Below are 23,440 nucleotides of genomic sequence, written 5' to 3'. Positions count from 1 at the left end.
GGGGCAGGCGCCGGGTTTACCTTACTCCACTCCCGCCGCCGGCGGTGGCCGCCATTGCATGCGCCGGGCTTACCTGACTTTCAGAGCCATCGCGCGCCGCGCATTCCTGTAGGCCCTCAGTAGAGCAAGCGGGCGCGTATGGTGCCCGGTATCGCTTTCATCAGCTGCAGCGCGGTATCTTCCGCCACCGTTTCCACATCGATGACCACATAACCGATTTCCGGCGTTGTCTGCAAATATTGCGCGGCGATGTTGATCCCCTGCTCGGCGAAAATCTGGTTGATCCGAGTCAACACGCCGGGACGATTTTCATGGATATGCAGCAAACGGCTCACGCGTTCGCCGTGCTCCGGCAGCGACACCTCGGGGAAATTGACCGCCGACAAAGTGGAACCGTTATCGGAATACTTCACCAATTTGCCGGCCACTTCTATGCCGATATTCTCTTGGGCTTCTTGAGTTGACCCGCCGATGTGCGGCGTCAGGATCACATTGTCAAATTCACACAGCGGCGACGTGAACGGATCGCTATTGGTCGCCGGCTCCTGCGGGAAAACGTCGAACGCCGCGCCGGCCAGATGCTTGCTGGCCAGCGTCTCGCACAGCGCCGGTATGTCCACCACCGTCCCACGCGAGGCGTTAATCAACAGCGCACCGGCTTTCATTTGCGCGAGCTCGGTTTTCCCCATCATGTTGCGCGTCGACAGCGTATCCGGCACATGCAGACTCACCACATCGCTCATCCCCAGCAGTTCGGCCAACGTAGCGACCTGCTGGGCATTACCCAGCGTTAGCTTGCTTTCGATATCGTAGAAGAACACCTGCATGCCCAGGCTTTCTGCAAGAATGCTTAGTTGGGTACCGATATGGCCATAGCCGACAATCCCCAGTTTTTTACCGCGCGCTTCGTAGCTACCCTGCGCCTGTTTGTCCCATTGACCGCGGTGTGCCCGGGCGTTAGCTTCAGGGATGCCACGCATCATGAGCAGCATCTCCCCCAATACCATTTCGGCCACGGAGCGCGTGTTGGAGAAAGGCGCATTGAAGACCGGGACGCCACGCTTCATCGCGGCCGGCAGATCCACTTGATTGGTACCGATACAAAAACACCCCACCGCCACCAGTTTCTCCGCCACGGCGAAAACGTCTTCCGTCAAATGGGTGCGGGAACGAATGCCGACAAAGTGAGCGTCGCGGATCGCGTGTTTCAGCGTTTCGGTGTCCAATGCGCCTTTGTGATACTCAATATTGGTGTAACCGGCGCGTTGCAGATTTTCCAGCGCCGAAGGGTGTACCCCTTCCACCAACAGAAACGTAATCTTATCTTTTTCCAGCGATACTTTTGCCATTTCCCGACCCTTTAAGATGCTCACGATGCGGCTGCGACACGCAGCACTCCGACAAAATAACAAAATTTACCGGTGCGGCAACCGGCATAGGCGCAGGAGGTGCAGCATAAGACACAGCCATAAGGACGCGTTATGGATAAATCGTCTAGCAGGGGGGATTAGGCGAAGATTTCCGGCAGGCAAGCGTGAAAAATGTGAAATTAATCACTAAATTCAGGGTAGAAAAATAAAACATATTATCGGTTTTTTATTAACATCGGCGGCGACCGGGTAGACCGCGCGCCGACCCTCGGTTTAGCCGATGATTTTGACGCCCTGTTCGCTGCCTATAAGCGCCACATCAGCGCCGCGGCGCGCAAACAGGCCAACGGTGACGACCCCGGGGATGTTATTGATTTGCTCTTCAAGCGCCACCGCATCCAGGATCGCCAGATTGTGCACATCCAGGATGATATTGCCGTTATCGGTCACCACGCCCTGGCGATAAACCGGCTGACCACCCAGGCGTACCAGTTCGCGAGCGACCCAGGCGCGAGCCATGGGGATCACCTCAACCGGAAGCGGAAACGTGCCGAGCACGTCCACCAGCTTACTGGCATCGGCGATACAGATGAACTTGCGTGCCACGGCGGCGATGATTTTTTCGCGGGTCAGCGCGGCGCCGCCGCCTTTGATCATCTGCATGCTGCCGTTAATCTCATCGGCGCCATCGACATAAATGTCCAGAGCGTCGACATCGTTAAGGTCAAATAAAGGAATACCCAGGCTCTTCAATTTAGCGGACGACGCCTCGGAGCTGGAAACCGCCCCCTCGATTTGATGACTGACGGACCCCAGCGCGTCAATAAAATGCGCCGCGGTAGAGCCGGTCCCCACGCCTACGATCGTACCGGGCCGGACATATTTCAGCGCGGCCCAGCCCACCGCTTTTTTCAGTTCATCCTGCATCATGGTCTATTTCTGCCCGTGTGTAACCCTGTGTAGCGGCCAGTATAAAGCAAACTCGGCGGCAATGGGGTGAATATTGCCACAACCTCGGCCAAGAACGGCCGTACGGCAGGGTCGAGACTTTGCACACGCAATAGTGTAAAACTATGGCATAGTGCAGGGATATGATGCTGACAGGGGAAGATGAATGAAACGCCCGGATTATCGAACGCTCCAGGCGCTTGACGCCGTAATACGAGAGCGCGGTTTTGAACGCGCCGCGCAGAAACTGTGTATTACCCAGTCAGCCGTGTCGCAGCGTATAAAACAGTTGGAAAATCTGTTTGGCCAGCCGCTGCTGGTGCGGACCATCCCGCCCCACCGAGCAGGGGCAGAAACTATATGGCGTTGCTGCATCAGGTGGAGCTGCTGGAAGAAGAGTGGCTGGGCAACGATACCGGCAGCGATACCCCGCTGCTGCTGTCGCTGGCGGTCAACGCCGATAGTCTCGCGACTTGGCTGCTGCCGGAGCTCAAGCCCGTGCTGAGCGATTCCCCCATCCGGTTGAATATGCAGGTGGAAGACGAAACCCGCACCCAGGAGCGGCTGCGCCGTGGCGAGGTAGTGGGTGCGGTCAGTATTCAGCCTCAGCCGCTGCCGAGTTGTCTGGTAGACCGCCTGGGGGCGCTTGATTATCTGTTCGTCGCGTCGCCGTCGTTCGCCGCCCGTTACTTTCCCAACGGCGTGACCCGCAGCGCCCTGCTAAAGGCGCCCGCGGTGGCGTTCGATCATCTCGACGATATGCACCAGACTTTCCTACAGCAAAATTTCGATCTCTCACCCGGCAGCGTGCCGTGCCATATCGTAAATTCTTCGGAAGCCTTTGTTCAGCTGGCGCGTCAAGGCACCACCTGCTGCATGATTCCCCATTTGCAAATCGAGCGCGAATTGGCGCAGCGGGAGCTTATCGATCTGACGCCAGGCTTGTACCAGCGCCGCATGCTGTACTGGCACCGATTTGCGCCGGAAAGCCGAATGATGCGTAAAGTGACCGACGCCTTGCTAGACCACGGTCATCAGGTACTGCGCCAGGATTGATAACGGCTCCACGCTTGCCGGACGCGCACGGCGAACGCTGCCCCGCCCGTTTAGCGCTTGCCAAACCGCGCGGCGAACGCTGCCCCGTCTGTTTAACGCTTGCCGAACCCGCGGGGAGAATGTTGCCCCGCCGCGTGGCGAAAAGGTTAAGGCTGCGGCTTCATTTCAAACACGACATCCACCTGATCGTCGAAATGAATCGACTGCTGAGCGTAGGTTTGATCGGCATCGGCCTGGGCAGAAGCGCTAGTGGCTTTGAACATGCGCACCGCCGGCATCGGCTGGTAATTGGCGACATGGTAGCGAATGCTGTACACCGGACCCAGCGAGGCGTGGAAGCCTTCCGCCAGCGCGCGCGCCTGCAAGGTGGCGTCATCTATCGCCTTCTGCCGGGCTTGGGCACGATATTGTTCTGGATTCGCCACGCCCAGATCCACCGAGCAGATTTCGTTCAAGCCGGCTTTTAGCGCACCGTCCAGCAGTTCGTTGAGTTTATCCAGCTGATGCAGGGTGACCTGCACTTGCCGCACCGCTTTATAACCTTTCAGCACCGATTCACCGGTTTTAAGATAGTTATATTCCGGCTAAGTACGCAAATTGGCAGCATTGATATCTTTGCTGGCGATGCCGTTCTTTTTCAAAAAATCGAAATATTGCGCAACGCGGGTATCCACCTGTTTTTTCGCATCCGCCGCGTCTTTGGAGGAAATGGACACCTCGATAGATAGCGTGGCAATATCCGGCGTCGCATCGACGGAAGAGGTCCCAGAGGTGACGACATGCGGCCCCTGGGGCAACTCGGCCGCCAATGCCGGCATGATAGAGGCTCCCAGCCCTACGATAGCGGTTAATACCAGTGCTTTTACCTTCACGGTTCCTCCCGGAGAATATGATTCGCTAATTAAGATACGTAACTGAGTATATCATCCCCCTTTTCCCCCGGGGGACAATGTTATTTGCAGTTTTTTACCGTTACGTTTATACCGGTTGCCAGCATATCCCGTCGTCTGGGACAGAAAACATAGGATAAGTTCTGAATAAGGGGTGGGCGGCACTGACTGCCTAAAACGCGGCCAACGCTCTGAACATACGCCAGCCCTGATGAAGCAGCTGCAATGCCACGCACCACATCACGATACCCACGAGCCACTGAATGGCGCGCTGCACGCGCGACTGTATCAACCAGGGCGCCAGCCGTACGGCAATAAGCGCCAGGCCGTAAAACCAGACCAGGGAGGCGCTGATGGTGCCGCCGGCAAACCAGCCGCGTCCCGCCGGGGCCAATTGGCCGGCGACGCTGCCAGGATCACTACCGTATCCAGATAGACATGAGGATTGAGCCAGGTGACCGCCAGAATGGTCAACAGCACCCGACGACGGCTGCCGCCGGCGGCCCGGGTATCGCTCTGCGCCAGCCGTTGCGCAAGGCGTAAAAACCATAGCCGCCGAGGAACAACACGCCTGCCTAGGTGATGGCCAGCAATAGCCACGACGAACGGGTGACGAGCGCCGCGCCGCCGAACACCCCCGCGCAGATAAGTAACAGGTCGCTAATAAAGCACAGCGTGGTTGCCAGCAAAAAATACTGCCGGCGTATCCCCTGATTCATCACCATCACGTTTTGCGGCCCGATGGGCACAATCAGGACCATGCCGAGAAAAAATCCTTGTAAGAAAAAACGCTACATATACCGTCCCGTCGATTGCCGATTGTGGCGGGCAGTTTACCGGCCGTCCGGCGACGGTTGAAATGGAATGATCTTATCCCCGATAAGCAGCGTTAGTGAGCAACCGCGCCGGCACGGCACGCCTGTAGAAACCCCCTAACCGCCTCGGGGCAAAGAGAATTTGCGCGGTACGGCAAGGCACCCGCTGTCGGTCACCGGGCGTGCAGCGGCGGCGCGCAGCCCTGGCCCGTTATTCTGCCGTGACCGCGCGCATCATATCGTCAAGCCGGTTCATGCCGGCTTACCGGTATCGACGTCCGGCTGCGATTGCACCTGCTGACTCTCCTCGGCATCCCGGGAGGCGTCCGACGAGGTCGCGGTATTGGCGGATTGCTGCTCGTGCTCGGGCTGTGGCTTCGGCGTCCGGTACAAATGCACATCCATCTGCGGATACGGAATGCCGATATTGTGCGCATCCAGCGCCACCTTAGCTTTCTCTAGCAGGTCGAAAGTGGCGTTTTGCTGATCGCTGCGCGGCACCCAGGCCCGCACCATGAAATCCAGTGAGGACGAGTCCAGCGCGTTTAACCGCACGGTCAGACCCATGTCCTGGATCACTCAGCTATCGGCGACCAGGATATCGGTGATTATCTTCTTCACTGCATCAATGTCGGCATCATAGCTGACGCTGATGATGGTATCGATTAAACGATTCGGCTCTTGAGAGAAGTTGGTGATATTACCGGACAGGATTTTGCTGTTGGGCACCACCACAATCTTGCCATCGTAGGTTTTCAGCGTGGTGGAGAAAATTTGCACCACTAAAACCGTGCCCGAGGTGCCGGCAAAATCCACATAGTCGCCGGCGTGGAAGTGGCGGAAGGTGACCAGCAGTACCCCTGCCGCAAAGTTGGACAAAGAGCCTTGCAGGGCAAGACCGATGGCCAAACCGGCGGCACCGATGACGGCAATCACCGAGGCGGTCTGCACGCCTATCCGGTTCAGGGCGGCGATAAGGGTGAAGATCACTATGCCGTAGCGCAAAATCGCCGAGACAAAATCGGCCACCGTGGCGTCAATGTGCCGCGCCTTCATCATCCGATTCAGGGTACGGGCGATAATCCGCGAGACCAGCAGACCGATAAATAGGATGATAATGGCGGCGGCGATATTCACCGCGTAATGAATCAGCAATTCTTGATTATTGACCAGCCAGTTACCGGCATGATTGATTTTATCTACAACGTCTATATCTTCCATATAGTTTCCCGCTCTGGTGTATAACAAAGGTCCCTCGGCCCGGGGCCGATGACAAGACAGTATTAAGCCTATACCGCAACGCCTCATCACTCCAACGGAATTAGCCAAGTCGGCAGAAAAATGCCAGATGATTCATGATGTTAATCAGGAGCGAGACCGTTTTAAGCGCCACTGTAGCGTTGTCGCGACCCGCTTAGGCGAAATATTGCCATGCCCCGCCACGGACACAAAAAAACCGCGCCATCCAAGGGAGAGACGACTTTCCGGTGGATTGCGCGGTGGATATCCCCCGCCCCCGCGCCACGGCGGGAAGCAGGCAAGCGGCACACCGCGCTGCGCGCGGGGGTACCGCCGGACGATTACAGTACGTCGATAGCGTTCAGTTCTTTAAAGGCCAGCTCCAGGCGCGTTGCCATGGATGCCTGACCGGCGCGGATCCATACGCGCGGATCGTAGAACTTCTTGTTGGGTTTATCAGCGCCTTCGGGATTGCCCAGCTGAGCCTGCAGATAACCTTCGTTTTTCTGATAATATTTCAGAATACCTTCCCACGTTGCCCACTGGGTATCGGTATCAATGTTCATCTTGACCACGCCGTAGCTGACGGCTTCCTTGATTTCTTCCGGCGTAGAGCCCGAACCGCCGTGGAAGACCAGATTCAAAGATTTGGCCGGGAGACCAAATCTTTCTGAAACGTATTTCTGGGAGTTATCAAGGATTTTTGGCGTCAGCTGCACGTTGCCAGGCTTGTACACGCCGTGAACATTACCGAAAGCGGCCGCGATGGTGAAGCGCGGGCTGATGGCATGCAGTTTTTCATAGGCATAGGCGACATCTTCCGGCTGGGTGTAGAGCGCGGAGTTGTCCAGATGGCTATTGTCGACGCCGTCTTCTTCGCCGCCGGTGCAACCCAGCTCGATTTCCAGCGTCATGTCCAGTTTCGCCATACGCGTCAGATAATTGGCGCTGATTTTAATGTTCTCTTCCAGCGACTCTTCAGAGAGGTCGATCATATGGGATGAGAACAGCGGTTTGCCGGTGGCGGCATAATGCTTCTCGCCAGCGTCCAGCAGTCCGTCAAGCCACGGCAGCAATTTCTTGGCGCAATGGTCGGTATGCAGAATAACGGGGATACCGTAATGCTCGGCCATATGATGCACGTGCAGCGCGCCGGACACCGCGCCCAGCACCGCAGCGGTCTGGCCTTCGGCTTTCAAGCCTTTGCCGGCAATAAAAGCGGCGCCGCCGTTGGAGAACTGCACGATAATCGGCGCACGCACTTTTGCGGCCGCTTCCAGCGCCGCATTTATGGAATCGGTGCCTACACAGTTGACGGCGGGCAGAGCAAAGTTGTTTTCTTTCGCGACAGCGAACACTTTCTGAACGTCATCACCGGTGATAACACCTGGTTTCACAAAATCGAAAATCTTAGACATATTACTTTGTCCTGTTTTGTAGGCCATTGATAAAAGGTAACTTATCGCCGTGGCCCGAGCCTGTGAACCAGCCGCGGCGACGACGAACGCCGAAAGCGTCCGCCCGCTGAATATTTACTGTTTCGCGCGTTCTTCCAGCATGACCACCGCGGGAAGTTTTTTACCTTCGACGAATTCAAGGAAAGCACCGCCGCCAGTAGAAATATAGGAGATCTGATCGGCAATGCCAAACAGGTCGATGGCCGCCAGGGTGTCACCGCCGCCGGCGATAGAGAACGCCTCGCTGTCGGCGATGGCGCGCGCCACTACTTCGGTGCCTTTACGGAAATTGGCGAACTCAAACACGCCGACCGGGCCATTCCACAAAATGGTCTTGGCGTTTTTCAGAATTTCCGCCAGACGGGCGGCGGAAACATCGCCCAAGTCCAGAATCTGCTCATTGTCCTGAATGTCGCTGGCGGATTTCAAGGTGGCGGTCGCGGTTTCGGAAAACTCGGTGGCGACGCGGACATCGGTCGGCACGGGGATATCGCTGCTTTCCAGCAGACGTTTGGCTTCCGGGATCAGATCGGCCTCGTAAAGCGATTTGCCGACATTATGTCCCTGGGCCACCACGAAGGTATTGGCAATGCCGCCGCCGACGATGAGCTGATCGGCGATTTTCGACAACGAGTCCAGTACGGTCAGCTTGGTAGAGACTTTTGAGCCGCCAACGATGGCCACCATCGGCCGGGCCGGGTTATCCAGCGCCTTGCCCAGCGCCTCAAGTTCATTAGACAGCAGCGGACCGGCGCACGCAACGGGGGCAAATTTACCTACGTTGTGAGTAGAAGCCTGGGCGCGGTGAGCGGTGCCGAAAGCATCCATGACGAACACGTCGCACAGCGCGGCGTATTTCTTCGCCAGGGCTTCGTCATCTTTCTTTTCGCCCTTGTTAAAGCGCACGTTTTCCAGCACCACCAGTTCCCCTTCGGCGATATCTACGCCATCGAGGTAATCTTTGGCCAGACGGACCGGAGAGGACAATTTGCCTTTCAGATAATCCACCACCGGCTGCAAAGAAAACTCGGCGTTGTATTCCCCTTCGGTCGGACGACCGAGATGGGAGGTCACCATGACGCGCGCGCCCTGTTTCAATACGGCTTCGATAGTGGGTAGAGAGGCGCGGATGCGCGCATCGGAAGTCACTTTCCCGTCTTTAACCGGCACGTTCAGATCGGAACGGATAAAAACACGTTTACCAGCCAGATCCAAATCGGTCATCTTAATTACAGCCATGGTGAACCCTCTTGTTTGATGCTTGCTAAATTGCCTGAGCGGCGGGGAAAGGCTTCCTCACACCGGACCAGTAGTCGCTCGCGGCCCCGTCCATCCAACGTCTATGGGCCAGGCCTGAATCTTTGACACGTCAGGGGATGAAACGTTGCCCCACAGCCGCTCACCCCGGCGGGCGGCGGGCAATGTATGTCAGCCTGACTAATAATCCTCTATTATCAACTATATCACGAAATAATGCCCGTGCCTGCTTTTGCCATCCGCTCGGAAGGTGAGACCGCACGCAACATCCCTTGCCGGGGTCACGCCCGTCGCGATCATCACGCCGCTAACTGAATCGATTCATTTAGAATAATCAAATCTACTCTCGGCAGGAATAATTTTGCTGATTTTGTGATGCAGATCTTCTTAATGACGCAAAATTATCGCGCCTGGCCATGACAATTCCGCCGATTCCGTCTACTGGCCGACAGCCTATTCTCCCCGCATGCTAAGTGAGCCGTCACGAGCGGGAAACGATGATGCTGGGGTGGGTGCAGGGCGTGGGGTGCGGAGTGTGGGGTGCAGACGGGTGGCGGTGGGTGCAGGGTGCCGAGGGCTGGGGGTGCCGGCTGGGGTGCCTAGATGGGGGGCGCCGCGATGCCGAGGCGCTTGAGTAGCCGTGCCGGGATGCTGTAATGCCTGATGCCGGGGACTGGCAAGCCTGAACGCCCGGCCAAAACGCTGCCGGATGAAGCGTCTGCCGGCGGTCGTAAAACGGCGTGCTTTTGTCGCGGTCTTATGGCGATTGCCGGGCGACCTCAGCTGATAACGTGCCCCCCCTACTTCCCCCACTGCCAGAGTCTAATTCATGAAACTGCATCGTGAGATCACGCCTGTTTTCTATAAAAATTTCAAATGCCGAGGCGAGCAATGCCTCTCCCACTGCTGCCGCGGGTGGACGATTCATATCGATAAAAAAACCTATAAGACCTATAAGGCTGCTCATCAAATTGAAATAAAAGATATTACAGAAAAATATCTGATACCTAACAGCTCAGAACAGCATGCTCATCGCTACGCCTATATCGCGTTGAAAGAGGATGGTAATTGCCCTTTTCTCAACCAGCAAAAACTGTGAAACATCTACCTGACGCTGGGTCCGAGTGCAATGAGTCAAACCTGCCAAACCTATCCACGCATTGAAACGTCCATCCAGAGTTATCGCCAGCATTCATTAAGTTTCTCGTGTCCGGAGGCGGTACGCCTCGTATTGTTCCATCCCGATGCATTGAAGTATGAGAAAAAAACCAGCGTAAAACGCACTAAAATCACCGAGTCCGTCGGCAGCGCTCGGCGAGAAGAGGTTACCCAGGAGCAACAGATTATTCAGTTATTCTGCCGTCATCTGATTATGGCGCACAGCCCCTTTATCGAAGACAACCTGTATGCCCTAGTACAGTTTATGATCTTCTTACAATCGCTGAATTATCGGGTGGAGGAGAATTATCCGCGGATGGAAAGTCTGTTTACCTCGCTGGTCAAGGAGTTGACCGACGGCCAGATTTATCAAAAAAGAAAGGCTATCACCACACCGGCCAGACACCACTTCAAATTCTCTTTGCTTTTGGTGATGCTGCGTTTTTTCACCACCACGGGACGATCGCGTCAACACTTACTCTCCTCGGTTGGCGATACCATGCAATTTTTTGGGCTGCAAGACGAAATGTTGCAAGCGAATATGCCCGAGAATTGGCAACTATTGGATGATGAATGGAGAAAACTGCTTCATGACAGTTGCCTGGCCCCGCCGCACGTCCTTAAAAACTATTTCTTGTATCAGTTCCATCACTCAACATTCGGCCTGAAGGATCTTACCCATAGCTTAAGGACTTTATATTACTATTTTATCGATTTTTTCTATCTGAAAACCCTGCTATCGGTGCAGTCGGTTCGCGGCCGCGCGGTATTGGAAGAAGCGGTTCAGCTTACCTTTAGTCATTACGCCACCGTGACGATGCACTCCGCCCATTTCCGGCCCCAGCTTGATGCGCTCATCGACAAACTGAATTATGGCGACGACCTGTCGTGTCTGTTGTTATTGAACTAGACCTTACTCGCGGACAAACGGCACGGCTCGCGCCGCGGGCGAGAGCAGACAGACCATACCGTTTGCCACTGCGGGCGCAGAAGCGGACGCCATGCTTATCACGCATCTGACGCCCCCTTGGAGCGTGCTGGCATTATCCCAGGGGGCCGCCGGCACACCGCCTTCCCCGTCAGTCGTCGCCCCGCTTGGCGCCCTGGATGTAAAGCATTTCCAGCGCCAGCGTGGCGGCAGCCAGCGCGGTGATCTGCGCCTGGTCATAGGCTGGCGCCACTTCGACGATGTCCATACCGACGATATTCCGCGGTTGCAGCCCGCGCAGCAGCTTCAGCGCCCGATCGCTGGTCAGACCGGCGTACCGGTGCCGGGGGCCGCGGAGGGATCCAGACAATCGATATCGAACGTGAGATAGACCGGCAGGTCACCCACAATCTGCTTCACCTGCGCCAAAACATCGTCAACGCTGCGGTCGTTAACCTGCCCCGCGTCGAGCACGGTGAACCCGTTATCGCGCTCGAATTCGGTACGGATGCCTATCTGCACCGAGTGGGCGGGATCGATTAATCCTTCGTTGGACGCATGATAAAACATGGTGCCGTGATCGAACTTGCTGCCGTTGGCGTAGGTATAGGTATGGGCGTCGAAATGCACCAGCACCATTTTGCCAAAGTGTTTGGCGTGAGCGCGCAATAACGGCAGCGTGACGAAGTGATCGCCGCCAAACGACAGCATCCGTTTGCCGGCCGCCAGGAGCCGTTCGGCGTGGTCCTGCAATTTGTCGCAAAAATCCTGCGCATCGCCGAATTCATACACTAGGTCGCCGCAGTCCACCACCTTGAGACGCTTACGCACGTCGAAATCCCACGGCCAGCGGCAGCCTTCCCAAGCGAGGTTGGTGGAAACCTGGCGGATCGCGGCGGGCCCGTGCCGGCAGCCGGCACGCCCGGAGGTCGCCATGTCGAAGGGAATACCGGTGATCACCCAGTCTGCGTCCGTGTGATACGGATTGAATTCCAGCGGCAGGCGCAGGAAACCGAAAGCGTTCGACACCAGCGAATTATCGTAATTATGACCCAGGGTACTCATCATCATTCTTTACTTAACGTTATTCATCTTCTAGGTAAATGTAACCGTACAGGCCCGCCTCGAACTCCTCCAGGAATTCGCTTTGCAGTCCGGCATCCAGATCGGTATCTTTCACCTGGTCACGGAAACGGGTCAGCAGCACATCGGGATCGAGCTGCACATAGCGCAGCATATCGGCAACAGTATCACCTTCGTCAGACTCGTTCATCTCCAGGCTGCCGTCCTTGAACACATACACATCCACCGTGGCGGTATCGCCGAACAAGTTATGCATGTTGCCGAGGATTTCCTGATAGGTGCCCACCATAAAAAAGCCGAGGGCCGGCGGATTATCGGCATCGTAAGGCGGCATCGGCATGGTGGTGGCGATACCATCGCCGTCAATGTAATGATCAATGGTGCCATCAAAGTCACAGGTAATGTCAAGCAGCACCGCGCGCCCTTCCGGCGGCTTATCCAGCCCCGCCAGCGGCAGAACCGGGAACAATTGGTCTATCCCCCAGGCATCCGGCATCGACTGGAACAGCGAGAAGTTGACGTACAGCTTATCCGCCATACGCTCTTGTAATTCATCGATTATCGGCCGGTGGGCGCGATTGCTCGGATCGAGCTGCGTCTGGATCAAGCGGCAGATGCTGAGATACAGCTGCTCGGCCCAGGCGCGCTGCGTCAGATCCAGCATACCGTGAGTATATTGCGTATGGACATCATGCAAATCCATTTGGCTATCGTGCAACCATTCGCGCAACGAACGACGATTGCGCGGCTCCTGCATTTCCTGCCAGGTCTGCCACAGGCTTTCCAACGCGCGCGGGGCGTCCGTCTCCGGCGGACGCGGCTCGCTAAATTCATTACGCTCCACGCCGATGACATTGGACACCAGCACCGTATGGTGCGCCGTTACCTCCCGGCCGGACTCGGTAATGACCGTTGGGTGCGGCAGACCGTATTCATTACAGGCATCGCCGATACCCCAGATGACGTTGTTGGCATATTCGTTCAGGCCATAATTGGCCGATCCGTCGGATTGCGAACGGGTGCCTTCATAATCGACCCCCAGACCGCCGCCGACGTCGAAACATTCAATATGGACACCCAATTTATGCAATTCGACATAAAAACGCGCCGATTCACGCACGCCGGAAGCGATATCGCGAATATTCGATAATTGGGAACCCAAGTGGAAGTGCAGTAATTGCAGGCTATCCAACCGCCCTTTCGCACGCAGCAGATCGACCAGTTGCAGCACCTGCGCCGCCGCTCGATTGCCATTTGCCGGAGCCCTGCGAGGCCAGGCGGGTGCGCACGCCGAGGCGCGGCACCACATTCAGCCGTTCCGCCTCCTCCAGCACCAGCGTGATTTCGGAGAGTTTTTCAATTACCAGGTAGACTTTATGGCCGATCTTTTCGCCGATGAGCGCCAGGCGAATATATTCCCGGTCTTTGTAGCCGTTACAGACGATCACCGTGCGGGTCATGCCGGCATGGGCGAGTACCGTCATCAGTTCCGCTTTGGAACCGGCCTCCAGGCCCAGGGGCTCGCCGGAGTTGACCAGCGATTCGATAACGCGGTGGTGCTGGTTGACCTTAATTGGGTAAACCAGGAAATAGCCGCCCTGGTAGCCAAAGGAATCGCGCGCCCGCTGAAAAACGGCGTTAATGGAGCGCAAGCGGTGCTGCAAGATCTGCGGGAAGCAGAACAGCGCCGGCAGACGCTGGCCTTCGGTCTGGCGCTGTTTTACCAGTTCCACCAGATCGACGCACGCCTCGGGAAAGTCAGGATCCGAGCAAACGCTGATATGACCCAACTCATTGACGTCGTAGTAGTTATTGCCCCAGTACGTGACATTGTAGGTTCTCAGCATTTTGCTGGCGTCGCTGTCGTTCATGGCTACCTCCTGCATTGAGCGCAAAGTGTCTTGTCGAGCCACGCGGCGCGGTTCCTGGTCCAGTCGTGAATCAGTCATGGCGGCGGTCTCCCGGGCGCGACGCTTTATTGCCGGCTACCGTCGGTTCAGCGCTCACGCCGGTTAGGGCACTCAGCCCGCCCGCGCGCAACGAACGCGGCAAGAAACGCTGCCGGCGTCCGGTCTATCCAGACAGTAATTGTAAAACACCTTGGTGAACTCCGTGCTACAGGATGGCGGAACACCATCAATTAGGATTGCATGAAAGGCCGTGTGGCCCGAAATCAGAACCCCGCGGCTAGCCCGCCCGGGCGTCCTGAGCCGCTCCGGTCGGGCGGCGACTTCGACAAGAAAGGATGAGCGAGGCGTCGTGGGCAAAGGCGGCCTGACGCACCGCGCGTCGGAAACGGGATGCAGAAACGAGAGACATCACACACGTCATGAACCCTGTCTCCTGAGAAAATAAGGCCCTCAACCGGGCGCCGGGGGATAAGTGTAAAATTTTTTAGCGCCCGTTCGGTTAACTTTTACGTTACCTGATGTAAACGCGCGCGATTTTATACCGCTCAATGGGGAAAAAAGCAAAATGAAATTGGCCTATGTCACTTTATTGACGCTTTTTTGTCCTCCGTTGAAACTAGCTGATATATTTCAGCCAAAAAATTACTGGCATTCAACCGAGACCCTACCCTAAAATGGCCATCCAGAAGTTAATCCATCTATACTGATTAACTGTTTTACTGCTGAACGACAGTTTCCGGGGGAGGCAGCATGACGCGTACCGTCATCATCTGGGCATCGCGTATTGCGGGTGCCCCGTCCCCAGCGCTACGCAGTCATTTCCAACCCGTATCCAAAGGTAAAAAGACCAATGGCTAAACACCTATTTACATCTGAATCTGTTTCAGAGGGGCATCCTGATAAAATCGCGGACCAGATTTCCGACGCCGTGCTGGACGCGATTCTGGCGCAGGATCCCAAGGCGCGCGTCGCCTGCGAAACCTATGTTAAAACTGGTATGGTTCTGGTGGGTGGCGAGATCACCACCAGCGCCTGGGTGGATATTGAAGAATTGACGCGCAGCACTATCCGCGAGATCGGTTACATTCATTCAGATATGGGGTTTGACGCCAACTCTTGTGCCGTGCTGAACGCCATTGGTAAGCAGTCTCCGGATATTAACCAGGGCGTGGATCGCACCGATCCGCTGGAACAGGGCGCGGGCGACCAAGGGCTGATGTTCGGTTACGCCACCAATGAAACCGATGTGCTGATGCCGGCGCCGATCACCTACGCGCACCGTTTGGTGGCACGTCAGTCCCAGGTCCGTAAAAACGGCACCCTGCCCTGGCTGCGTCCGGACGCCAAAAGTCAGGTCACTTTCACCTACGACAACAGCAAAGTGGTGGGCATTGATACCGTGGTGCTGTCCACGCAGCATGCGGAAGACATCGCCCTGCCGCAGCTGAAAGAAGCGGTGATGGAAGAGATCATCAAACCGGTTCTGCCCGCGGAATGGCTCTCCCCCCAGACCAAATATTTTATCAACCCGACCGGCCGTTTCGTTATCGGCGGGCCAATGGGCGACTGTGGGCTGACCGGCCGTAAAATCATCGTCGATACCTACGGCGGCATGGCCCGTCACGGCGGTGGCGCCTTCTCCGGCAAGGATCCGTCCAAGGTTGACCGTTCGGCGGCATATGCCGCGCGCTACGTGGCCAAAAACATCGTCGCCGCCGGTCTGGCCGATCGCTGCGAAATTCAGGTGTCCTACGCCATCGGCGTGACGGAACCGACCTCCATCACCATCGAAACCTTCGGCACCGAAAAGATCCCGGCGGAAAACCTGACGACGCTGGTACGCGAATTCTTCGACCTGCGTCCTTATGGGCTCATCACCATGCTGGATCTGCTGCAGCCGATCTACCGCGAAACCGCCGCCTACGGCCATTTCGGACGCGAACATTTCCCTTGGGAAAAGACCGATAAATCCGAACTGCTGCGGGACGGGTTTCCCGCCGGATTCGCCTGCCGATAGAGTCCGCCTAAGCCGAGCGCGCACCCACCCTGTCGCTGCTTTCACACTCCCCTAATGCGGTCGGGTCCGGCGCTGGCCGCCCCGCGGCTGCGATCTGGCCTGGCGCGCCCCTTTCCCGCTGTTGCGGTCTAGCCTAGCGTTATCCTCCAGCTGCCTGCGGCCCGTCATCACGCGGGGTGATACGAGTTATTTACCAGGCGGACGCATACCGGCTAGTGCCATTTTGCCTACTGTCGCAGGACAGCGACGTTTTTCTACGGCGTTGATACTGTCTAGTCGCCCCGTGCAGCGCGATAAAACTTATTCAGCGAAAATTTTTGTTTCATCTAAACTAAAACACGCCGCCACACCAAAGAGAATCCGATCTTTTTTGAAACCGATTATAGAAAAATAGATCATAATTATCATTAAGTTAATATGATTATGGCAAACAATAAATACTTCATTTCTTATTTGTTACAAAATGGGTACGACATCCGGATTATTCCCGATGACAACCGCTCTGAATACCCTATATTAGAGGGGCAACGCTTTTTGCTACGGATGAATATGCTGACAGATAGGGATAAGGTATGTAACCGATTATATATTTGTGATCGAGTTCACGCTTTGTCAGCATGCATTTACATAGCATTCATAATTATTAATTTACGTAGTACGTGGAGGCATTATGAGTATTGCCATACATAAATCTGGCAGATCCCATGCTCGTTTTACTTTTTTCGTTTGTTTTATGGCGGAGTTGGCCGGCCTGCTATTTGGACTGGATATTGGCGTCATCGCCGGCGCGCTGCCTTTCCTGTCTACGGATCTGCACATCGATAACCGGCAACAGGAATGGGTGGTTAGCTCCATGATGTTTGCCGCCGGCTGGATGTCAGCCAAATTGGGGCGGAAATTCAGCCTGCTTACCAGCGCCGTTTTGTTCATCATCGGTTCGCTGTGGTCGGCGCTATCCCCCAATGTGGAATCGCTGATCATCGCCCGTATTCTGCTGGGGCTGGCGGTCGGGATTGCCTCATATACCGCCCCGCTTTACCTGTCGGAAATCGCGCCGGAAAAGATCCGCGGTTCGATGATTTCCATGTATCAGTTGATGATCACCATCGGGATCCTCGCGGCCTATCTCTCTGATACCGCTTTCAGCTATAGCGGCTCCTGGCACTGGATGCTGGGCATCATCACCATTCCCGCGGTATTGCTGTTCATCGGCGTGCTATTTCTGCCGGGCGGCCCGAGGGCGTTACCATGAAGCACAAAAAGTGCTGGATATGCTGCGCAGCTCCAGCGAACAGGTACGCAAAGAACTAGAAGAAATCCGCGAAAGTTTGAAAATCAAATAAAGCGGCTGGGCGCTGTTTAAAGACAACAGTAATTTCCGCCGCGCGGTCTTTCTCGGCGTCCTGCTACAGGTGATGCAGCAATTCACCGGTATGAACGTGATTATGTACTACGCGCCGAAAATTTTCGGGATTGCCGGTTTTACCAGCACCTCCAACCAGATGTGGGGAACGGTGATTGTCGGGTTGGTCAACGTGCTGGCGACGTTTATCGCTATCGGTCTGGTGGATCGCTGGGGCCGTAAACCGACCCTGAAACTGGGCTTCCTGATCATGGCGGTCGGTATGGGCGTGCTGGGTACGCTGCTGCACTTGGGGATCGACACCGAATTCCAAAAATACTTCGCCATCATCATGCTGATGCTGTTTATCGTCGGCTTCGCGATGAGCGCCGACCCGCTGATTTGGGTACTGTGTTCTGAAATTCAGCCGCTGAAAGGGCGCGACTTCGGTACCACCGTGTCCACCGCCACCAACTGGATTGCCAACATGATCGTCGGCGCGACCTTCCTGACCATGCTGGAGACACTGGGCAACGCCAACACCTTCTGGGTGTACGGCGCGTTGAACGTCATCTTTATCATATTGACCATTATGCTGATTCCGGAAACCAAAAACGTTTCCCTTGAGCATATCGAACGTAATCTGATGACCGGCAAGCCGCTGCGCGAAATTGGCGCGCGGGACTAACCGCTCCCCTTTGCGTAGACCCTGCGCCGCCGTCCCGTTGGACGGCGGCGTTTTTTATGCCGAGGTAGACCGCAAAGGCCCGCCTTAGCAGCCTGCTCGATGGCCAGGGTGTGGCGGTGTTTTTATTTGGGTCTTCCCCTGTTGTGATGGCTCAATCGACAGTTCTGCATTTTTACTTTACTTATTCTTTTGGCTGGAACTTGGACTTCTATATGGATGTCAAACGTATTTACGTTTAAAGGAATAACGTTCATGTCATGCTTAAAAAAATATGCATATGCCCCATTTATCTTACTGCATCATGGTGTTGCAGCATCGGCCTCACCAAATATGATGTATAACACTGATAAAAAAGACTATTCACTGTCACCAGAGGTAACGCCAAAATTATCTTGGGAGAAAAGTGAGTCTCAAGTTGATAAAACTCAATATTGTCTTATCCCTAGCGATCCGGGATGCAGCAATATGTGGCAAAAGGAAAAAGAAAAGGAGAATGACGAGCGAATACAACATCACCAGCAAAAAAAATTTTATAACTCCCTTAAATGATTGCTCAAAAATTCATATTTAGTTTCCCATAGTGGAACATTACGCCCAGCTTGAAACGTTCTTTGTTCCTGAAGCCCCGTGACTTGATCCTGAGCAGCCGTATTTTGCTGTTCAGGGACTCCGCATTCCCATTTGATACCCGGTTTTTCATTGCATTCAGAATGCTGTAAAGGCGTTTTGCCACCATGCGAGCAATGCTGGCCATGAGCGGTATGCCGGTGTCTTTAGCCATCGCCATCCATTCCTGCCACAGCTTACGGCTATGATTGTCATAGCGGCGGTGCCACAGATCGCGAGCAAGCTCTTTCATTACCCAGCACTGGCTCGTTTGGGGTAACACCAGCCGGGCAACTTCTAACCTCTCTGCCCGGCACCCGAGGCGATTTTGTTTGCTGTAAAACCATAGATAGCGTGAGCGGTGGGCGTCTTTCCTGTCTGACGACGGGATCTGTTTCATCTCAGCCTGACGGGTTTTATCAACGACGGCGCACAACATTTTTGCCACATGGAAGTGATCGAAAGCGATTTTATCGACGGCATTGGGGAGATGGATGCGGGCTGCACTGATATAGGCCATGTTCATGTCCATAGACAGCGTTTTTATCTCATCAAGCTGGTGATCTCTCAGGCTGCGCAGATAACTGGCAAGGCTTTCTACACCGCGGTTGTCGGTCAGTTGCAAAGCGCGTCCCTGCCTGTCAGAGATAACGGTGACGTACTGGTGTCCTTTTTTGAACCCGACTTCATCCACGCAGAGGTGACGGGCGGATAAGGGTTGTTTTATCCGGGCCAAGCCTCGTTTGACTGCGCGCATCATGATGCCGTCAACGGCATTCCAACTGAGTTTGAGCTGCTTTCTGACAGCATCCACGGTGCTGACTTTCAGCCATGAAAGAACAAAGGCTTCGAACAACAAGGTGTAGCGGCTGCCTGACCCTGCCCAGGGAACAGGCAGTGTCTGGCAACCGTGCTCGGGGCAGTCAACGCGGGGGACATCAGCCTCAACCAGCGTGGTGAACTGACAGGTATCGAGGTGACGCCATTTACGACGCCGATGATCATGTATGGAGCAGGATTTACCGCAGGTTGGGCAGGCCAGTTGTGTGTGCTCGGCAATGCCGACAATTACCGTCACTGATCCAGATTTTTCATCAAGAGAAAGGGATTGTACCTGCCACGGTGCGGACAGGTTAAGGATATGGGCATAGAGGGACTTTTCGTCCATGGCAGACTCCTCAAAAATCAAGACTGCCATCATAATGCCCTTAGCCACCACAACAGGGGAAGACCCTTTTATTTCCATGCTTATCCAGGGGCGCCGGGCGCGAATTCAGCCCAAGTACCTCCCTTAACGACAACGACGCCCCGAGCGGCGGATGGTCGCGCTGGCGCGCTCGGATTATAATGCCCATCTGCGGCAGCGAAACGTTGGCCTGTGCACGGTTGGACGGTGCTGCACGCCGTGCTCACGCGGTTGCATCCTGATGCGCCGCCGGTTAGGCTGACGAATATGAAACCGTTACGTATTCCAATAGCCCTGCAACAGAGCGTCATGCAGTGCCTGCGGGCCAAGCTCGCACAGGCCGAGGCGTACTTTGACTGTACTTTTCCCGAACCCACTATCACCTACCAACAGCGCGGCACCTCCGCCGGCACCGCCTGGCTGGAGCGGTGGGAAATTCGCCTGAATCCGCAGTTGCTGCTGGAAAATCAGCAAACTTTCATTGATGAAGTGATTCCGCACGAACTGGCGCATCTGCTGGTGTTTCGCCAGTTTGGCCGGGTGGCGCCTCACGGACGGGAGTGGCGCTGGATGATGAGTCACGTGCTGCAAACCCCTGCCCGCCGGACCCACGAATTTGACCTGACGGTCGTGAGACCCAATACCTTCCCCTATCGCTGCGGCTGTCAGCAGCATGCCCTGACCGTACGCCGGCATAACCGCGTTCTGCGCGGCGAGGCCCAATACCGCTGCAGACGCTGCGGCGACCTATTACAGCCCGAGACAACTACGGCGGGACGTTAAGACTCCTCGCGCGCTTTCCATCATTTCCGTCATTCGACGCACCGCGCGTTCAATTTGCCTGTCGCTGCGCAATTAGGTAACCTGCGCTTTTCCAAATTGAACACGCTGATGATGCTGCATAAAACTTCCGGCCTGCTGGCCGCTGCCCTCTTGTTCCTTTCCTTTTCCACCGCGGCCAAAGTGCAGCAGATTACCAATTTCAACCAGGCGAAAGCGGCGGAGGTGAAAATCAATCGCGACGCACCCGGCACCTTTTACTGCGGTTGTCCCATCCGCTGGCAGGGCAAAAAGGGTATCCCGGATCTGGCGTCCTGCGGCTATCAGGTGCGTAAAAGCGAGCTGCGCGCCAACCGCATCGAATGGGAACATGTGGTACCGGCTTGGGAGTTCGGCCATCAGCGCCAATGCTGGCAAAACGGCGGTCGTAAAAGCTGCGCCAAAGATGCGGTTTATAGGCAAATCGAAACCGACCTGCATAACCTGCAACCCGCGATCGGCGAAGTGAACGGCGATCGCGGCAACTATCAATACAGTCAATGGCGCGGCGGCGAAGGCCAGTACGGCCGCTGTGAAATGAAGGTGGATTTCAAAAACAAGCAGGCGGAGCCGCCCGCCCGCGCGCGCGGCGCCATCGCCCGGACTTACTTCTACACACGCGATCGTTACCAGCTTCGTCTTTCCCGGGCGCAAACGCAGTTATTTGACGTATGGGACCGTACTTATCCGGTGACCGAGTGGGAATGCAAACGCAATCAGCGTATCGCCGCGGTGCAGGGCAATCTCAATCCTTATATCACGCGGGCTTGCAGCCAATAAAAGCGCTGCTCTACACTAGAGTGGTCCCGCCGTTACGCCGGTAGGGTTAAATTCGCCCCGGGCGGCCAGACAATCAGGATTATAACCACGCCTTATGCGAATACCTCGTATATATCATCCGGCGCCGCTGGCCGTCGGCGACGTCCTCGACGTTAGCGAAGACGCGGCGCATCATTTAAGCCGGGTGCTGCGCATGACCACCGACGCGCCGCTTGAGCTGTTTGACGGCAGTAATCAGGTTTTTAGCGCCCGGTTGAGCCGAGTGGACAAAAAAACCGTCGAGGCCAGGGTGCTGTCGGTACGCACGGAAGATCGCGAATCGCCGCTGCATTTGCACCTGGGACAGGTGATGTCTCGCGGGGAAAAAATGGAATTCACTATCCAGAAATCCATTGAATTGGGGGTAAATGTTATCACACCATTGTTTTCGGCACGCTGTGGCGTCAAGCTGGAGGGCGAGCGGCTGGAAAAGAAGCTGCAGCAGTGGCGCAAAATCGCCATCGGCGCCTGTGAACAGTGCGGCCGCAATCGCCTGGCGGAGATCCGCCCCGCGATGACACTTGAGGCTTGGTGTGCGGAACAGCACGCGGGGTTAAAACTTAATTTGTATCCCCGCGCCGAACAGCGCATTAATACGCTGCCGGCGGACGATATTCGCCTGCTGATCGGGCCGGAAGGCGGCCTGTCGGCGGAGGAAATTGCATTGACCGCCAATTATGGATTTACCGATATTCTGCTGGGGCCACGCGTGTTACGCACTGAGACCACCGCCATCACCGCCATCACCGCCCTGCAGGTGCGTTTCGGCGATTTGGGGTAAAGGAGAAGACAATGATTAAGCTTGGCATCGTGATGGATCCGATTTCCTCCATCAATATCAAAAAAGACAGCAGCTTCGCCATGCTGCTGGAAGCGCAGCGCCGCAGCTATGAAATTCACTATATGGAAATGAGCTCCCTGTATCTGCGCGGCGGCGAGGCGCGGGCCACCACCCGTCTGCTGTCGGTAAAACAGGATTATGACGCCTGGTACAGCTTTAACGGCGAACAGGATATCAACCTGGGCGAACTGGATGTGATCCTGATGCGCAAAGATCCGCCCTTCGATACCGAATTTATCTATGCCACCTACATTCTGGAACGTGCGGAAGATGAAGGGGCGCTTATCGTCAACAAACCGCAGAGCCTGCGGGACTGCAACGAAAAATTGTTCACCGCCTGGTTCGCGCGCCACACGCCGGATACGCTGGTAAGCCGCCGCGACGACCACATCCGTGCCTTCTGGCAAGAGCACGGCGACATCATCCTGAAACCGCTGGACGGCATGGGCGGTACGTCGATTTTTCGCGTCAAGCAAGACGATCCCAATCTGACGGTCATTGTTGAGACCTTGACCGGCTACGGCCGCCATTTCTGTATGGCGCAAAATTATCTGCCGGCCATCAAAGACGGCGATAAACGGGTGCTGGTGGTGGATGGCGACCCGGTTCCCTATTGCCTGGCGCGTATTCCCAAAAGCGGCGAAACCCGCGGTAATTTGGCCGCCGGCGGCCGCGGTGAGGCCCGCCCGCTCAGCGACAACGACTGGAAAATCGCCCGCGACGTGGCGCCGGTACTGAAGAAGAAAGGGCTGATTTTCGTCGGTCTGGATATCATTGGCGACCGGCTGACGGAGATTAACGTCACCAGTCCCACCTGCATACGGGAGATCAAAGCGGCTTTCCCTATTTCCATCACCGGTATGTTGATGGACGCAATAGAAAAACGCTTGGCGGCGCAACAACGCTGATGTGTGTGACGTGGCCGCAATCTGATTTCGCTTGCGGCCAGTGACTTATCACCATTTTGCCCGCATACTGGACGCCGTCTATTTTTTAAACTTACTGATGTTG

11 protein-coding genes and 8 pseudogenes are annotated in these 23,440 nt (G+C 55.7%); 9 read left to right on the top strand and 10 right to left on the bottom strand.

Annotated elements, in window-relative coordinates; all coding sequences use genetic code 11:
• Positions 1 to 116 precede the first annotated feature (116 nt).
• Both serA and rpiA read right to left on the bottom strand, forming a co-directional pair.
• On the bottom strand, positions 117 to 1,349 hold the full coding sequence (gene serA / locus SOPEG_RS20955) for a phosphoglycerate dehydrogenase (RefSeq protein WP_025246800.1): 1,233 nt from the start codon (positions 1,347 to 1,349) through the stop codon (positions 117 to 119).
• Between the two features lie 294 nt (positions 1,350 to 1,643).
• Positions 1,644 to 2,300: a ribose-5-phosphate isomerase RpiA gene (rpiA, locus tag SOPEG_RS20950; RefSeq protein ID WP_025246799.1), complete on the bottom strand. Its 657-nt coding sequence runs from the start codon at positions 2,298 to 2,300 to the stop codon at positions 1,644 to 1,646.
• Positions 2,301 to 2,484: 184 nt separating this feature from the next.
• Here rpiA and SOPEG_RS20945 point away from each other — a divergent pair.
• A pseudogene (locus tag SOPEG_RS20945) lies at positions 2,485 to 3,374 on the top strand (LysR family transcriptional regulator ArgP).
• Between the two features lie 146 nt (positions 3,375 to 3,520).
• On the opposite strand, the pseudogene SOPEG_RS20940 reads toward SOPEG_RS20945, so the two are convergent.
• The 5 genes and pseudogenes from SOPEG_RS20940 to pgk all read right to left on the bottom strand — a co-directional run bounded on the left by SOPEG_RS20940 (position 3,521) and on the right by pgk (position 9,014).
• A pseudogene (locus SOPEG_RS20940) lies at positions 3,521 to 4,246 on the bottom strand (oxidative stress defense protein).
• A 190-nt stretch (positions 4,247 to 4,436) separates the two neighbouring features.
• Positions 4,437 to 5,025 (bottom strand): annotated as a pseudogene (locus SOPEG_RS20935) (LysE family transporter).
• Between the two features lie 306 nt (positions 5,026 to 5,331).
• Positions 5,332 to 6,300: pseudogene (mscS, locus tag SOPEG_RS20930) on the bottom strand (small-conductance mechanosensitive channel MscS).
• A gap of 359 nt (positions 6,301 to 6,659) precedes the next feature.
• Positions 6,660 to 7,736, bottom strand: coding sequence for a class II fructose-bisphosphate aldolase (gene fbaA, locus SOPEG_RS20925; RefSeq protein WP_025246796.1), 1,077 nt, complete (start codon positions 7,734 to 7,736; stop codon positions 6,660 to 6,662).
• Between the two features lie 114 nt (positions 7,737 to 7,850).
• Positions 7,851 to 9,014, bottom strand: a complete 1,164-nt coding sequence (gene pgk, locus SOPEG_RS20920) for a phosphoglycerate kinase (RefSeq protein WP_025246795.1) — start codon at positions 9,012 to 9,014, stop codon at positions 7,851 to 7,853.
• Between the two features lie 847 nt (positions 9,015 to 9,861).
• Here pgk and fliB point away from each other — a divergent pair.
• Positions 9,862 to 11,100: pseudogene (gene fliB, locus SOPEG_RS20910) on the top strand (flagellin lysine-N-methylase).
• Between the two features lie 169 nt (positions 11,101 to 11,269).
• Here the strand turns inward: fliB and speB are convergent.
• Both speB and speA read right to left on the bottom strand, forming a co-directional pair.
• Positions 11,270 to 12,183, bottom strand: a pseudogene (speB, locus tag SOPEG_RS20905) (agmatinase).
• Between the two features lie 19 nt (positions 12,184 to 12,202).
• Positions 12,203 to 14,150, bottom strand: a pseudogene (gene speA, locus SOPEG_RS20900) (biosynthetic arginine decarboxylase).
• Between the two features lie 811 nt (positions 14,151 to 14,961).
• On the opposite strand from speA, the gene metK reads away from it, so the two are divergent.
• From metK to SOPEG_RS28055, 3 genes and pseudogenes are all read left to right on the top strand, one after another.
• Entirely contained in the window at positions 14,962 to 16,128 is a 1,167-nt protein-coding gene (gene metK, locus SOPEG_RS20895; protein ID WP_025246792.1) for a methionine adenosyltransferase, read from the top strand.
• Between the two features lie 670 nt (positions 16,129 to 16,798).
• Positions 16,799 to 18,158 (top strand): annotated as a pseudogene (locus SOPEG_RS20890) (sugar porter family MFS transporter).
• A 252-nt stretch (positions 18,159 to 18,410) separates the two neighbouring features.
• Positions 18,411 to 18,707, top strand: a complete 297-nt coding sequence (locus SOPEG_RS28055) for a hypothetical protein (RefSeq protein WP_148297154.1) — start codon at positions 18,411 to 18,413, stop codon at positions 18,705 to 18,707.
• A gap of 4 nt (positions 18,708 to 18,711) precedes the next feature.
• Here the strand turns inward: SOPEG_RS28055 and SOPEG_RS20885 are convergent, their stop codons facing one another.
• Entirely contained in the window at positions 18,712 to 19,932 is a 1,221-nt protein-coding gene (locus SOPEG_RS20885; protein ID WP_025246791.1) for an ISL3 family transposase, read from the bottom strand.
• 285 nt (positions 19,933 to 20,217) lie between these two features.
• Between SOPEG_RS20885 and SOPEG_RS20880 the strand changes: the two genes are divergently transcribed.
• The 4 genes from SOPEG_RS20880 (at position 20,218) to gshB (ending at position 23,337) form a co-directional block, all read left to right on the top strand.
• The gene (locus SOPEG_RS20880; RefSeq protein ID WP_025246790.1) at positions 20,218 to 20,733 is read left to right on the top strand and encodes a SprT family zinc-dependent metalloprotease; all 516 of its coding nucleotides are present in this window, start codon (positions 20,218 to 20,220) and stop codon (positions 20,731 to 20,733) included.
• 111 nt (positions 20,734 to 20,844) lie between these two features.
• Positions 20,845 to 21,549, top strand: coding sequence for a deoxyribonuclease I (gene endA, locus SOPEG_RS20875; protein ID WP_025246789.1), 705 nt, complete (start codon positions 20,845 to 20,847; stop codon positions 21,547 to 21,549).
• A gap of 94 nt (positions 21,550 to 21,643) precedes the next feature.
• Entirely contained in the window at positions 21,644 to 22,369 is a 726-nt protein-coding gene (gene rsmE / locus SOPEG_RS20870; protein WP_025246788.1) for a 16S rRNA (uracil(1498)-N(3))-methyltransferase, read from the top strand.
• A gap of 11 nt (positions 22,370 to 22,380) precedes the next feature.
• Positions 22,381 to 23,337, top strand: coding sequence for a glutathione synthase (gene gshB, locus SOPEG_RS20865; protein WP_025246787.1), 957 nt, complete (start codon positions 22,381 to 22,383; stop codon positions 23,335 to 23,337).
• Positions 23,338 to 23,440: the final 103 nt, after the last annotated feature.

This window comes from Candidatus Sodalis pierantonius str. SOPE, from assembly GCF_000517405.1.
Taxonomy (GTDB): domain Bacteria; phylum Pseudomonadota; class Gammaproteobacteria; order Enterobacterales; family Enterobacteriaceae; genus Sodalis_C; species Sodalis_C pierantonii.
Note: the sequence above shows the minus strand (reverse complement) of the source record. Positions and strands in the feature narration are given on the sequence as shown.